The following is a 13,352-nucleotide window of genomic DNA, read 5'->3' on the forward strand; positions in this document are numbered from 1 at the left end:
TGGAGAGATGGCCACCACTTCGACAGTGGAGACACTGTCGAACGCGGACGAGGCTGCCGAGCACATCGCTCGGCAGTCTTTCGCCGACGCACATATCGGCACGGTCGGGCTGGAGCTGGAATCTCATACCGTCGAGCTGACGGCTCCGCACCGCAGGGTCAGCTGGAATCGTCTGCATGACATCGCGGAGACCGTTCGCGATCTGCCCGGTCGCAGCGCGATCACCTTCGAACCAGGCGGCGCCGTCGAACTTTCCGGACCCCCGCACGCCGATATCTGGTCGGCGATCTCGTCGATGCGCGCCGATCACTCGATCCTGGCCTCGACATACCGCGGCGCCGGAGTCGCGCTGGCCAGCTTGGGCACCGACCCGCTGCGCACACCCGAACGCGTCAATCCCGCAGCGCGGTACGCCGCGATGGCGGGCCATTTCGGTGCTGCTGGTTTCGGCGAGGCCGCGCTGCAGATGATGACCTGTACCGCGTCATTGCAGGTCAATCTGCAGTCCGGTACGCCGCGGCAGTGGCGGGACAGATTTGTGCTGGCGCAACGGATGGGTCCGACGATGGCGGCACTCTCGGCGTCCTCGCCGATGCTGGCCGGTCGCCGCACGGGACGGCGAAACACCCGACAGTGGATCTGGGACAACCTGGACCCACGACGCTGCGCCCCGGTCGAGATCGGCACCGACCCGACCGAATCCTGGGTCAGATATGCGCTGCGAGCACCCGTCATGCTGGTGCGAAACAAGGACGGCGCCGATGCGGTTGTCACCCATGTGCCGTTCCAATCCTGGGCTGACGGGACCGTGCGGCTTGCCGGGCGCGCTCCCACCACCGAAGACCTCGACTATCACCTGACCACGCTGTTCCCTCCGGTGCGGCCGCGCCGCTGGCTGGAGCTGCGGTATCTGGATGCCGCACCGGATTGGTGGTGGCCCGCGCTGGCGTTCACCGTGGTCGCCGCGCTCGACCATCCGCAGGTCGCCGACATTGCCGCGGAGACGGTGGAACCCGTTGGTGACGCCTGGGAGGCGGCGTCGCGAGCCGGCCTGGCTGATCCCGGCCTCCATGCGGCCGGGCGTCGGCTGGTGGCGGCGGCGTACGCGGTGGCACCGTCTGAGCTGGCCGCGGACATGGCCTTCCTGCTGGAGCGTGTCGAGGAAGGCCGATGTCCGGCAGATGATTTCATGGACAATGTTGCGGAATACGGTGTGGAGCAGGCATTCTCGGGAGCCACTCAATGATCCGGGAAAAGTTGGCGCGCGATCTTGAGGCCGCGCGGCTGCGGACGCTGACCATCACCGATCATGATGATGCCGAGCTGCATCGTCAGTATGACCCCCTGATGAGTCCATTGGTGTGGGACCTGGCGCATATCGGGCAGCAAGAAGAGCTGTGGCTGCTGCGCGACGGGGACCCGCGTAAACCGGGGATGCTGCCCGGCGACATCGAGTCCCTCTATGACGCCTTCCGTCACACCCGGGCCAGCCGGGTGCAGCTGCCGCTGCTCTCCCCGGCACAGGCACGTTCGTTCTGCCGCGAGGTGCGAGGCCGGGTTCTCGATCGGCTGGAGGCACTGCCCTCCGACGGTTCGGCACGTTCGGACGAATTCACCTACGCCATGGTGCTCAGCCATGAACATCAGCACGACGAAACCATGTTGCAGGCCTTATCGATTCGTCGTGGGGCTGCCCTGCTGGAACGCGTGGACCCGTTGCCGCCGGGGCGCCCGGGAGTGGCGGGAACCTCGGTGTTGGTGCCCGCGGGGCCGTTCGTACTCGGCGTCGACGCGATCGACGAGCCGTTCTCGCTGGACAATGAGCGTCCCGCGCATGTGGTGGATGTCCCGAGTTTCCGGATCGGCAAGGTTCCGGTGACCAACGCCGAGTGGTCGGCATTCATCGCCGACGGCGGATATCGGCGCGAGGAGTTCTGGACCGAGGCCGGGTGGGCACACCGGTGTATGGAAGATCTGACGGCGCCGAAGTTTTGGAACCCTGGCGGAACGCTGACGCGGTTCGGACGTGAGTTGCCGATAGTGCCCGATGAGCCGGTGCAACACGTCACCTTTCACGAGGCACAGGCCTACGCCGCCTGGGCGGGCGCGCGATTGCCCACCGAAGCCGAATGGGAGAAGGCCTGTGTCTGGGATCCGGAAGGTTCTGTGCGACGGCGCTTCCCGTGGGGCGAGGACGCTCCGAGCCGTGATCGGGCCAACCTCGGCGGAGGCGCCCTGGGGCCGGCCCCGGTCGGGGCCTATCCGGAGTCGGCGTCGGCATACGGTGCCGAACAGATGCTCGGAGATGTGTGGGAGTGGACCACATCACCACTGCGGCCCTGGCCCGGTTTCACCCCGATGATCTACCAGCAGTACAGCGAGCCGTTCTTCGAAGGTTCCGGGGCCGGCGACTATCGCGTGCTGCGCGGGGGCTCGTGGGCGGTGTCCCCGTCGATCATGCGACCCAGCTTTCGTAACTGGGATCACCCGATCCGCCGACAGATCTTCAGCGGCCTTCGTCTGGCTTGGGACATTTAGCATGTGCCGTCATCTGGGCTGGTTGGGAGAGCCACGGAGCCTGGCTTCGTTGATGCTGGAACCGTCACATGGTCTTGTGGCGCAGTCCTATTCACCACGACGCCAAAAACACGGTCTGGTGAATGCCGACGGGTGGGGTGCCGGATTCTTCGTCGACGGCGCACCTCGTAGATGGCGCAGTGCGCGGCCGCTCTGGGGTGACGCTTCCTTCGCCTCGGTGGCGCCGGTGTTGCGCAGCGGATGCGTGGTGGCTGCGGTTCGGTCTGCCAGCGTCGGAATGCCCATCGACGAGTCCGCGGCCGCCCCGTTCACGGATGGAACCTGGCTTTTGTCGCACAACGGGATTGTCGATCGCGGCGCGGTGGGCCAGGTCTCGGGTGCGGAGTCGGTAGTCGATAGCGCGGTGTTGGCGGCGCGGATCTTTGCATCGGGCCCGGAGAACGTGGGGGAGACGGTTCGGCGGGTCGGCGCCGCGGATCCGTCAGCGCGACTGAATATTCTGGTGGCCAACGGAAATGAGTTGATCGCCACGACCTGGGGCGACACCCTGTCGATTCTGGAGGCCGCCGACGGTGTGGTGGTGGCGAGCGAACCGTACGACGACGACCCGTCCTGGGTCGACATCCCGGACCGGCGATTGGTGCGGGTACGCGATGGGAAGGTAGAGGTGGCGCCACTATGACCATGACCCTGGAGAATCATTTAGCCTCTGGTGCGGCGGCCGAGGCGCTACGCCGTGATGTCCGGCAGGGCCTGAGCACAGATGCGAAATCACTTCCTCCTAAATGGTTTTACGACGAGGTGGGTAGCGATCTGTTCGACGAGATCACTCGGTTGCCGGAGTATTACCCGACACGGACCGAGGCCGGCCTACTGCGTACCCATGCGGCCGACATCGCGTCCGCTTCGGGTGCCGACACTCTGGTAGAGCTGGGTAGCGGCACCTCAGAGAAGACCAGGATGCTGCTTGATGCGTTGGCTCCCAAGACGTTCATTCCCTTTGACGTGGATTCCGGGGTGCTGCGCGCGGCGGGGGATGCTCTGGTCGCCGAGTATCCGGGGATGCGGGTGCGCGCGGTGTGTGGCGACTTCGAGAAGGACCTCGGGCGGATTCCCCGGGAGGGTCGGCGTCTAGTCGCCTTTCTGGGATCCACGATCGGAAATCTGACCACCCAGCCGCGGGCGCGATTCCTGGACGATGTCGCGGACACCCTGCAACCCGGTGAAATGCTGTTACTGGGAACTGATTTGGTCAAGGACGCCGAGCGGTTGGTGCGTGCCTACGATGACAGCGCCGGTGTGACGGCCGCTTTCAACCGCAATGTGCTGGCGGTGATCAACCGTGAACTCGATGCTGACTTCGATCTGGAGGCTTTCGAGCATGTCGCGTTGTGGAACGGCGACGAGGAGCGGATGGAGATGTGGCTGCGCTCCATGTGCGATCAGCGGGTAACCATCGAAGCTCTGGATCTCGTCGTAGATTTCGGGGCGGGGGAGATGATGTTGACCGAGGTGTCGTGCAAGTTCCGGCAGGATGGTGTTGCGCGGGAGTTGGCCGCTGCGGGCCTGCGTCAGACTCATTGGTGGACGGACGATTCTCATGACTTCGGACTCTCTCTGGCGGTGAAGCAGTGAGTTTGGGTGAGGAGTGGCGGCAGGTCCGGCCTCCGGTTCTCGGTGTGCATCTGGATTCGGCGGCCTGCTCGCGGCAGAGCGTTGACACCATTCGCGCGGTGGCTCAGCACGCCGAACATGAGGCGCAGATCGGCGGCTATGTGGCGCAGGATGCTGCGGCGCCGGTTCTCGAGGCCGGGCGCGCCGCAGTACGTCACCTGACGGGCATGCCCGAGGCGCAGGTTCAGTTCACCACCGGCGCCGCCGATGCGCTGCGTACGCTGCTGCAGTCGTGGCCGGTCGATGCGGGGCGGGTTGTCGCCTGTCTGCCCGGTGAATTCGGCCCGAACCTGATGATCATGAACCACTTCGGGTTCACTCCGGTGTGGCTGCCCGTCGACGGGGACGGCAGGGCCGATGTCGATGGGATTGAGGCGTTTCTGCGTCGCGAGAAGGTAGACCTGGTGCATTTCACCGTTGTCGGTAGCCACCGCGGCACCGTGCAGCCGGCCGCCGACGTGGTTGCGTTGGCGCGTGCGGCCGGGGTGCCTGTCGTTGTCGATGCCGCGCAGGCGCTGGGACATATCGACTGCACCCACGGCGCCGACGCCATGTACGCACCGTCACGCAAGTGGTTGGCCGGGCCGCGTGGCGTGGGTGTGCTTGCCATCAATCCGGCTCTTGCACATCTGATTCCGCAATGGGCAGGTCATGTGGAGGCACATGTCGCGGGCTGGGTGGGGCTGGCGGTCGCGGTGGGTCAGCACCTGGCGGCAGGTCCCACGGAGGTTCAGGGCGCGTTGGTCGAGCGTGGGCGGGCGGCTCGAAAGATCCTGGGGGAAATCAACGATTGGCGGGTGGTGGAGTCCGTGGACGAGCCCAGTGCCATCACCACACTGGAACCCATTGGGGACGTCGACGTGGTCGCGGTACGTGCGCACCTCATCGAGGAGCATGCGATCGTGACAACCGCTGCCGAGACCGTGCGAGCACCGTTCGAGATGACCAGGCCGGTGCTGCGCATCAGCCCGCATGTCGATGGCACCGATGAGGAGTTGGAACAGTTGGCCGAAGCGCTGGCCGCCAAGGCGTAGATCTGGGGCTTTCCCAGTAGCTTTTCGGCGCAGATGACCTATCTGATGCGAGTTCGGGTTTTGGCGCGGCGAAATGTAGGTAGTCGGCTACTCGTGCCGGGGCCGGCAGTTCGATGGCACCGTGGCGTTGTCCGCGCAGCGCGGGTGAAGCTATCGAACAGGCAAGGACTTCTCATGAGTAACTGGCAGTGGATGGGTAATCACGCGGATGCTCCCTCGGCGGTGGAAGCGGCTAATCAGGCAGGGTGCGGCGCCGGTGAGGTGGTCTTCGAAGTGAATGACAACGGCACCGTGGGACTGTACATCTACCTCAATGCTGTAGGCAGCGTGAAGAAGTGGCGCTGGATGGGTAATCACGCGGATGCTCCCTCGGCGGTGGAAGCGGCCAATCAGGCAGGGTGCGGTGCCGGTGAGGCGGTCTATGCGGCCAATGATGCCGGGACAGTCGGGCTCTATCTCCTCAGATAGCTCACGCGGCGGAACCGGATAACTCTTCCTGAAAGGCAAAGGCGTGCCAGAGAATATGCCTCCCTTGGGCCCCCTGCCAACCTGCAGGACGATCGATGAAGTCGTTGCGGCGATCGACTCGATCATCATGTGGTCGATCGGGGTATCAAGCAGACTCGGATACTTCGCGGCGCTGTACAAGAGGATTACCCTCGCTGTCGGCGTCGCGATTGAGCAGCATGTGTTCCAGGATGGAGCACGGATGGAACGGTTCGATGTGGAATTCGCCGAGCGCTATTTCGCTGCGTTGAATGGCTACTTCCACCCGGGTCGGTACGGCAAACCTGCGCACTCGTGGCAGGTGACATTCGACTCGGCTCACCTGGAGCCACCAATCCTGGTGCAGCACATGCTCGCCGGGATCAATGCACACATTGGGCTTGACCTTGGAATTGTTGCCCAGAATGTCGCCGGTGGTGCCCGGCTTGAGTCGTTGCGCGAGGATTTCAACCGGCTCAACGCGGTGCTGGCCAGTCAGGTGAACGGCGTGGTGGGAGACATCAACGAGTTGTCTCCGGTGTTGGCCGACTTGTACGCGGTGCTCCAAGAACGACAGATCGCAGTGATCAACGAATCGGTCAGAGCATTTCGCGATAGCGCTTGGCGGTTCGCCGCAGTGCTGGCCGCCTTGCCGGACGTTCTCGATCCGGGCGTGATCCTGGCGCGCGATCTGCAAATCGCACAGCAGGGTGCGCTGGTCTACAGTCCGCCCGCGCCAATGTCCTTGTTTGTCAATGCGATCGCCGCACAGGAGAGCCGCGATGTGGTGGCGAATCTGCGGGTACTGGACCGAATTGCGGCGACGCCGGCGCCGATATGCGCCGTGATGTGATGCGGTACGCCACGTTTAGATCAGCTCCCAGGTGTGCACCGGTTCGTTGGAATGCATGTGCTCGCAATACATCCGGAGCATCTCGCTGAGCGCAGCCTTGCGTGTCAACCCACGCTCTTCGAGCGCGCCGACGGTGTGTGTCTGCCAGGCTGCGCCGTTGATGCCCGATTTCGCTCGCGCCTCGATGACCCCGAGGTAGCGCTCGCGCACCTCGGTGGCCACCCCCCAGCGTTGCAGTCCTTCATGTGCCATGGGCAGCAGGTGTCGCAGCGTCAGTTCATCGGCCGTGATTTCGCCGACGCCGGGCCAGTACATCCGGGCCTCTGCGCCACGCCGGGCACCTTCCAGGAAATTGTCATGTGCCGCAGCGAAAGTCATTTTCGTCCAGACCGGACGGTCGTCCTCGGACAGGGCTCGAAGCACTCCGTAGTAGAACGCGGCATTGGCCATCACATCGATCACCGACGGCCCGGCGGGCAGTACTCGATTTTCCACACGTAGATGTGGTGTGCCGTCGACGACGTCGTAGATCGGGCGGTTCCAGCGATAGACGGTTCCGTTATGCAACCGCAGTTCCTGAAGTGGAGGTGCGCGCCCCGCCGCGAGCTCGGCCACCGGGTCCTCATCGGATATCTCCGGCAGCAGTGATGGGAAGTAGAGGACGTTCTCCTCGAATAGGTCGAAGATCGAGGTGATCCAGCGCTCGCCGAACCACACCCGTGGACGCACCCCCTGTACTTTGAGCTCCTGCGGCCGGGTGTCGGTGGACTGCGTGAAGAGCTCGATGCGCGTCTCCGCCCACAGGGACTTGCCGAAGAAGAACGGTGAGTTGGCGGCCAGCGCCAACTGCGGACCCGCCAGCAACTGGGCGGCGTTCCAGTTGGCGGCGAAGTCGTCGGGTGCCACCTGCAGATGCGGCGTTCAGGCTGGTGCGCACGTCGTCTTCAAGTTCCAGCGCCGCTGAACCGGGGAGTGCGCGGGGCGGCACGTTCAGTTCGATGTTGTAGGCGCCCAGTTCCGTCTGAAAGGCCGGATCGGCGATCGACGCGAGGACTTCGGTGTTGGTCATCGCCGGCTGGTAATTGCTGTCGACGAGGTTGAACTCGATCTCCATGCCGGTCAGCGGTCGTTCGAAGTCAAATCTGGACTCCGACAGCATGGTCTCGAACACGTCCAGACAGTTCTGCACCTTGGTGCGATAGGCCCGGCGGTGCTCACCGGTGAACTGGGTCCGTGCGACTTCGTCGCCCATGGGTCGTATTCTTCCCCACTAGGGGGCTAGGACCTGGTGATTCGCCCGTACGCGGCCCCGGACGATTCGGCGAAAAAAGGTTGAAAAACATGGAACCAAATCAGCACCAGTGCCGTCGTATCTGATCAGAGGCACAATCTGGCGACGAACCGCGCCATCGTGTGCGCGTGGGACCGGTTCCTTGGGGAGGTATCTATGAGCGACATCATGAAGGCCAACGGTGCCGAGATGGCACGGCTGGCAAGTCGCGTCGCAGGACGTGCGAAGGATGCGTTTCCCGATGTTGATTTCGAGGCGGCGGCCAACGCGGTTGCCGGCACCGAGTTCGCAGAGGTGTTGCGGGCCGTCGGTGCGGCGCTCAAACGTGCCGGGGGCGGTGCGTCCGAACGCATCGAGGGCATTTCACACTTTGTTCAGACCAGCTCGGGTTCGTTGACGGGCCAGGACGCCGCTAACGGCAGGCAGGTCACCAGGGCCGGAGAGGTCAGGCTGTGAGACCTACGATTTCGCAGCTACGTGGGTGGGACGTCGCCAACCTGGACGCTGCCGCAAAGGCCATCGAAGATGCCAGCAAGAACCTGGACCTGTCCATCGACGGAGTGGTCCGCGATCTTGACTCGGCAGAGTCGTTCTGGAAGGGCAAGTCCTTCGCGGCTGCGTATGACCAGGCGTCGAGCGAGCAGTCCTCGACCAACAGGCTCTCGTTCGCGATCGGCAATGTCGCCGAGGCGGTCCGAGGCGGGCACTCGGCATTGACCGCGGCGCGCGACAAGGTGATGGCGCTGGTGGACGAGGCCCACGCGAAGGGCCTGCGGGTCGCCGACGACGGCACGGTCACGGCTCCGCAGGGCAACAGGGATCTGCAGACGGAGGCCCGGCGGCTGACCGACGCCATTCGTCAGGCCCTGAAGTCGCTCGAAGAGGCCGATCGCGCGTCGTCCAATGACCTGCGCAAGGCGTCGGAGACGGTCGACGCGGAGCACAAGGCGGCCAGTACGCAGCCCGCGGCGTTCGTGCCGGCCAGCAGTGGTGGTGCGGCAAGTGGCTCGATGCGGGCCGGCAGCAGCGGATTCGGTGGCGGCAGCGGCAGTGGCGGCGGTTTCGGTGGTGGCCATGGCGGTGGCAGTGGGGGAGGCCACGGCGGCGGGGGCCACAGTGTTCCCGACGGGAGCTACTCCAACACCGGTGCTCCGTCGTTGCGTCCCTCGGGTCCGTCAGTCTTCATGAATCTGGACTCCGGTCAGATGGACGTCGCTCGCAAGATCATCGAAGAAGGTTTGCGTCGAGGACTTTCGCCCGAGGCGATTCAGATCGCGTTGGCGACCGCACTCACCGAGTCCGGTCTACGCAGCCTCGCGAACTCCTCGGTTCCCGACTCGATGATGCTCGCCAATGACGGTGTGGGACATGACCACGACTCGGTGGGTCCGTTCCAGCAGCGTCAAAGCTGGGGTGCCACAGCCGATTTGATGGACCCGGCGAGGTCGGCGGGCAAGTTTTACGACCAGTTGGTGAAGGTGTCGGGCTGGCAGGACATGAGCGTTGCCCAAGCCGCGCAGTCGGTTCAGCGCTCGGCCTTCCCCGACGCGTATGCGAAGTACGAGGCACAGGCTGCGCAGATCTTCCACCAGGTCACCGGCCGATAGTCGCGCTGCCCTTCGACTGACTGTGGTGCAATGTGGGCATGCCCACGCCGCGACGTACCCAGGAGGAACGTTCGGCCGCGATGCGTTCCCGCTTGCTTGAGGCGACCATCGACTGTCTTGTCGAGTTCGGGTACTCCGGCACCACCACCTCGCGTATCGCCAGTCGCGCCGGTGTCACGCGCGGTGCGTTGATCCATCACTTTCAGTCCAAGTCGGAACTTATGGCCGAGTCGGTGCGCCATCTCGCGTTCAAGCGCACCCAGGCGGTGCTCGAAGAGCTGATGGCCATGGATCAATCCGCCGACCCGGTTGAGCGGTATCTCGACGTGCTCTGGCGGATTCATCAGGGGCCGTTGTTCACGGCGGTGGTGGAGCTGCTCATCGCGGCGCGAACCGAGCCCGATCTGCGTGTGCACCTGGATCAGTTCGAAAAAATGGTGCTGCACAATCTGTCAGCGCTGCACGTGCTCGACGACGAGGATCCGACGTCTCCCAAGGATCGGCGTGACTTTGGCCTGCTCGCCATGGACATCATCCGCGGCATCCTGGTCAGCAGCTTGACCGCCTCGCAGGAAACCCGCGACCGTCGCTGGTCCCGGGCCAAGCAGATGCTGGAACTGCGGCTTCGTGCGCCGCAGCCCGACACGCAAAAACAAACTGTCCTGTAGGTAAATGTCCGGGGTGTTTCCGGGCAAGTTTGGTGCACGTTCACCAAGTACATCGTTCGATGGACCAGGCCTTCTTGGACTGGGCAATACATCTGTACCGGGCCCTTACATTCAGGATAGAACGTATGTTACGTTGACGAAGCCCCCATCGAAGTGCGCGCAAAAGGAGCTTGGAACGATGCCCCCAAAGGCCCCCGAAAAGGTATTCGTCATCGGCGTCGGGATGACGAAGTTCGAGAAACCCGGACGACGTGAGGGCTGGGACTACCCGGCCATGGCCAAGGAGTCGGGCACCAATGCCCTGACCGATGCCGGCATTGACTACGACAAGGTGGAAGCCGCCTATGTCGGTTACTGCGCGGGCGAGTCCACCTCCGGCCAGCGTGCCGTCTATGAGCTCGGCATGACCGGCATCCCGGTCACCAACGTCAACAACAACTGCTCGACCGGCTCGACCGCGCTGTTCAACGCGGCGCAGGCCATTCGCGGTGGACTCGCCGATGTGACGCTGGCGCTGGGATTCGAGAAGATGCAGCCCGGATCGTTGGGCGCGACCTTCACCGACCGCGAGCAGCCCATGCAGCGGCATATCGAAGCGCTGGCCGGGTTGTTCGATTTCGCCTTCCCGCCTGCGCCCTGGATGTTCGGCGCCGCTGGTCGTGAGCACATGCAGAAGTACGGCACCACCGCCGAGCACTTCGCCAAGATCGGTTACAAGAACCACAAGCATTCGGTGAACAACCCTTATGCGCAGTTCCAGGAGGAATACACCCTTCAGGACATCTTGGACGCCAAGGAGATCTACGCACCACTGACCAAATTGCAGTGCTCGCCGACCTCCGACGGATCGGGTGCGGCCATCCTGGCCTCGGAGCGGTTCGTCGAGGCGAACGGGCTCGGTGACCGCGCCGTGGAGATCGTCGGCCAGGCGATGACCACCGACACCCCGGGAACGCTGGAATCCAAGTCGGCGATCACGCTCATCGGATTCGACATGGCCAAGCTCGCTGCACAGAAAGTGTATGAGCAGGCACAGATTTCGGCCGACGATGTGGACGTCATCGAGTTGCACGACTGCTTCTCGGCCAACGAACTGATCACCTACGAGGCGCTGGGACTGTGCGCCGAGGGTGAGGGTGGCAAGCTGATCGACAACGGTGACACCACCTATGGTGGCCGCTGGGTGGTGAACCCGTCGGGGGGCCTGATCTCCAAGGGGCACCCGCTCGGTGCGACCGGTCTGGCCCAGTGCGCCGAGCTCACCTGGCAGCTGCGCGGTGATGCCGATAAGCGCCAGGTGGCCGACGCAAAGGTGGCGTTGCAGCACAACCTCGGCCTCGGTGGCGCGTGTGTGGTCACCGCCTACAAGCCGGCCAACCGCTGAAAGGGGTTGGGAAGCAATGGCTGACACCAAGTACCCGTTCAACAATGACGGCCTGGACCAGTGGGGCGCCGAGGAGACCATCGAGGTCGACAAGGACCGCCTGATCGCCTATGCCGAGGCCACCAACGACCCGATCGAAGAGCATCGCAAGGGGGAGGTGGCACCACCGGTTTTCGCGGTGGTGCCCATCTTCCAGTCGCTCGTCGGCACCACGATGAGTGTCGTTCCCTACCAGCTGATTCCGCGCGTGGTGCACGGTGAGCAGTTCTTCCGGTTCCACCGGCCCATCAAGCCCGGCGATACACTGGTGGCCAAGTCGAAGATGACCGGCTACGAGGGTATGGAGAACGGAACCCGTGGCACGGTGTATGCCGAAACGCGAGATGCCTCGGGTGATCTGGTCAACGAGCAGTACGTGACCTTCTTCTTCCGCAAGTACGACGTGGGTGAGACGCGAGGTGTTCTCGGCCCGAACGTTGTGCTGGATGAGGCGATCAAGGCCAACGGACCGGCCGCCTCCCTGGTGCAGCATGTCGATGACGACCAGACGTTCCGGTACAGCCCGGCGTCGGGTGATCCGATGCCGATCCACCTGGACAACGATGCCGCAGTGGCGGCCGGACTGCCGGGCATCATCGCGCATGGGTTGTGCACCATGGCATTTACGTCATGGGCGGCCCTGACCGAGCTGGCCGACTCACGCACCGAGCGTCTCAAGGAACTGGCGGTGCGGTTCGCCAAGCCGGTGCTACCCGGACAGGACATCACCACCAGCTTCTGGAAGAACGGTGCCGCCGGTACCTATTCGTACGAAACCAGCGTCGGCGACGACCTCGTCATCAAAAACGGCCACGCCGTTATCGCCTAAGTCATCGCAGAAGGAGAGGAAATCACTATGGGACAGCTTGACGGACGGGTGGCGGTCATCACCGGTGCCGGACGTGGGATCGGTCGTGAGCACGCGCTGCTCTTCGCCAGGGAAGGCGCATCGGTGGTCGTCAACGACCTCGGCGGCGCCAACGACGGCTCCGGATCGGATGCCGGGCCCGCGCAGGAGGTGGTCGACGAGATCGTTGCCGCGGGAGGCAAAGCCGTTGCGAACACCGACAACATCTCGACCTGGGCCGGTGCCTCGAATCTGGTGAACCAGGCCGTCGAGACCTTCGGACAGCTGGACGCCGTCGTGAACAACGCGGGCATCCTGCGGGACGGTTTCGTCGCAGGCCTTGAGGAGGACCAGTGGGACTCGGTCATCCAGGTGCACCTCAAGGGGCATTTCGCGGTGCTGCGTCACGCAGCCGAGTATTGGAAGGCGCAGTCCAAGGCGGGTGCTGATGTCAAGGCCACCGTGGTGAACACCGCATCGGATTCCGGTGTGACACTGCCAAATCCGGGTCAGGGCAACTACGGTGCGGCCAAGGCCGGCATCGCGGCGCTGTCCTGCGTCGCGGCCGCAGAGCTGGAGCGGTACGGGGTCAAGGTGAACGCGATCGCGCCGGTGGCGCGCACGCGCCTGACGCTGGCCACACCGGGTATGGGTGCGATCTTTGCCGCGCCGGTGGACGAGGGACAGTTCGACATGTTCAGCCCGGCCAACATCTCACCGTTGGTGGCCTACCTGAGCACGGAGAAGAACCCGTGGACCGGCCAGGTGTTCAAGGTGACCGGCGGATCCATCCAGCGGCTCAAGGGTTGGTCGGTGACCGACACCGCCGAGACCGACGGACCGTGGAGCATTGACCTGGTGCGCGAGAGCGTCGAGCCCTGGAAGTAGGAATTTCTTAACGCGAACGGTCCCCCGAAATCGGGGGACCGTT

General features: G+C 64.1%; 13 protein-coding genes and 1 pseudogene. 13 read left to right on the forward strand and 1 reads right to left on the reverse strand.

Annotation, left to right across the window (positions count from 1 at the left end):
- The first annotated feature begins 7 nt into the window (after positions 1-7).
- The 7 genes from egtA to MSTE_RS01690 all read left to right on the forward strand — a co-directional run bounded on the left by egtA (position 8) and on the right by MSTE_RS01690 (position 6,585).
- Positions 8-1,246: an ergothioneine biosynthesis glutamate--cysteine ligase EgtA gene (gene egtA, locus MSTE_RS01660; protein ID WP_096498499.1), complete on the forward strand. Its 1,239-nt coding sequence runs from the start codon at positions 8-10 to the stop codon at positions 1,244-1,246.
- On the forward strand, positions 1,243-2,538 hold the full coding sequence (egtB, locus tag MSTE_RS01665; protein WP_096498500.1) for an ergothioneine biosynthesis protein EgtB: 1,296 nt from the start codon (positions 1,243-1,245) through the stop codon (positions 2,536-2,538). The genes egtA and egtB overlap by 4 nt, the downstream gene beginning before the upstream one ends.
- Before the next feature lies 1 nt (position 2,539).
- A complete protein-coding gene (gene egtC / locus MSTE_RS01670) occupies positions 2,540-3,220 on the forward strand; it encodes an ergothioneine biosynthesis protein EgtC (protein WP_096498501.1) in 681 nt (226 codons plus the stop codon).
- 2 nt (positions 3,221-3,222) lie between these two features.
- Positions 3,223-4,173, forward strand: a complete 951-nt coding sequence (gene egtD, locus MSTE_RS01675; RefSeq protein WP_193442069.1) for an L-histidine N(alpha)-methyltransferase — start codon at positions 3,223-3,225, stop codon at positions 4,171-4,173.
- Entirely contained in the window at positions 4,170-5,246 is a 1,077-nt protein-coding gene (gene egtE / locus MSTE_RS01680) for an ergothioneine biosynthesis PLP-dependent enzyme EgtE (RefSeq protein WP_096498503.1), read from the forward strand. Before egtD ends, egtE begins: the two co-directional genes overlap by 4 nt.
- Positions 5,247-5,420: 174 nt before the next feature.
- Entirely contained in the window at positions 5,421-5,714 is a 294-nt protein-coding gene (locus MSTE_RS01685; protein ID WP_030095951.1) for a hypothetical protein, read from the forward strand.
- Between the two features lie 55 nt (positions 5,715-5,769).
- The gene (locus MSTE_RS01690) at positions 5,770-6,585 is read left to right on the forward strand and encodes a DUF5995 family protein (RefSeq protein ID WP_231896969.1); all 816 of its coding nucleotides are present in this window, start codon (positions 5,770-5,772) and stop codon (positions 6,583-6,585) included.
- Between the two features lie 15 nt (positions 6,586-6,600).
- Here the strand turns inward: MSTE_RS01690 and MSTE_RS01695 are convergent.
- A pseudogene (locus MSTE_RS01695) lies at positions 6,601-7,837 on the reverse strand (glutamate--cysteine ligase).
- Positions 7,838-8,032: 195 nt separating this feature from the next.
- Here MSTE_RS01695 and MSTE_RS01700 point away from each other — a divergent pair.
- The 6 genes from MSTE_RS01700 to MSTE_RS01725 all read left to right on the forward strand — a co-directional run bounded on the left by MSTE_RS01700 (position 8,033) and on the right by MSTE_RS01725 (position 13,309).
- Positions 8,033-8,332: a hypothetical protein gene (locus MSTE_RS01700; RefSeq protein WP_096498505.1), complete on the forward strand. Its 300-nt coding sequence runs from the start codon at positions 8,033-8,035 to the stop codon at positions 8,330-8,332.
- Positions 8,329-9,483, forward strand: coding sequence for a hypothetical protein (locus tag MSTE_RS25295; protein ID WP_096498506.1), 1,155 nt, complete (start codon positions 8,329-8,331; stop codon positions 9,481-9,483). Before MSTE_RS01700 ends, MSTE_RS25295 begins: the two co-directional genes overlap by 4 nt.
- Positions 9,484-9,521: 38 nt before the next feature.
- Complete coding sequence (locus MSTE_RS01710; RefSeq protein ID WP_096498507.1) at positions 9,522-10,151, forward strand: TetR/AcrR family transcriptional regulator; 630 nt, start codon at positions 9,522-9,524, stop codon at positions 10,149-10,151.
- Between the two features lie 178 nt (positions 10,152-10,329).
- The gene (locus tag MSTE_RS01715; protein WP_096498508.1) at positions 10,330-11,535 is read left to right on the forward strand and encodes a lipid-transfer protein; all 1,206 of its coding nucleotides are present in this window, start codon (positions 10,330-10,332) and stop codon (positions 11,533-11,535) included.
- Between the two features lie 16 nt (positions 11,536-11,551).
- Positions 11,552-12,403 (forward strand): MaoC/PaaZ C-terminal domain-containing protein, encoded by an 852-nt coding sequence (locus MSTE_RS01720; RefSeq protein WP_046252289.1) that lies wholly within the window; start codon positions 11,552-11,554, stop codon positions 12,401-12,403.
- Between the two features lie 27 nt (positions 12,404-12,430).
- Positions 12,431-13,309: an SDR family oxidoreductase gene (locus tag MSTE_RS01725; protein WP_078311612.1), complete on the forward strand. Its 879-nt coding sequence runs from the start codon at positions 12,431-12,433 to the stop codon at positions 13,307-13,309.
- Positions 13,310-13,352 lie beyond the last annotated feature (43 nt).

The sequence above is a fragment of the [Mycobacterium] stephanolepidis genome, assembly GCF_002356335.1.
GTDB classification, from domain to species: Bacteria; Actinomycetota; Actinomycetes; order Mycobacteriales; family Mycobacteriaceae; genus Mycobacterium; species Mycobacterium stephanolepidis.

Bases quoted from the DNA above. Each gene is read 5' to 3' on its own strand.
- MSTE_RS01710 (WP_096498507.1), top strand. From the start codon at position 9,522: ATGCCCACGCCGCGACGTACCCAGGAGGAACGTTCGGCCGCGATGCGT.
- MSTE_RS01715 (WP_096498508.1), top strand. From the start codon at position 10,330: ATGCCCCCAAAGGCCCCCGAAAAGGTATTCGTCATCGGCGTCGGGATG.
- egtD (WP_193442069.1), top strand. From the start codon at position 3,223: ATGACCCTGGAGAATCATTTAGCCTCTGGTGCGGCGGCCGAGGCGCTA.
- MSTE_RS01685 (WP_030095951.1), top strand. From the start codon at position 5,421: ATGAGTAACTGGCAGTGGATGGGTAATCACGCGGATGCTCCCTCGGCG.
- MSTE_RS01690 (WP_231896969.1), top strand. From the start codon at position 5,770: ATGCCTCCCTTGGGCCCCCTGCCAACCTGCAGGACGATCGATGAAGTC.
- egtA (WP_096498499.1), top strand. From the start codon at position 8: ATGGCCACCACTTCGACAGTGGAGACACTGTCGAACGCGGACGAGGCT.
- MSTE_RS01700 (WP_096498505.1), top strand. From the start codon at position 8,033: ATGAGCGACATCATGAAGGCCAACGGTGCCGAGATGGCACGGCTGGCA.
- MSTE_RS01720 (WP_046252289.1), top strand. From the start codon at position 11,552: ATGGCTGACACCAAGTACCCGTTCAACAATGACGGCCTGGACCAGTGG.
- egtC (WP_096498501.1), top strand. From the start codon at position 2,540: ATGTGCCGTCATCTGGGCTGGTTGGGAGAGCCACGGAGCCTGGCTTCG.
- egtB (WP_096498500.1), top strand. From the start codon at position 1,243: ATGATCCGGGAAAAGTTGGCGCGCGATCTTGAGGCCGCGCGGCTGCGG.
- MSTE_RS01725 (WP_078311612.1), top strand. From the start codon at position 12,431: ATGGGACAGCTTGACGGACGGGTGGCGGTCATCACCGGTGCCGGACGT.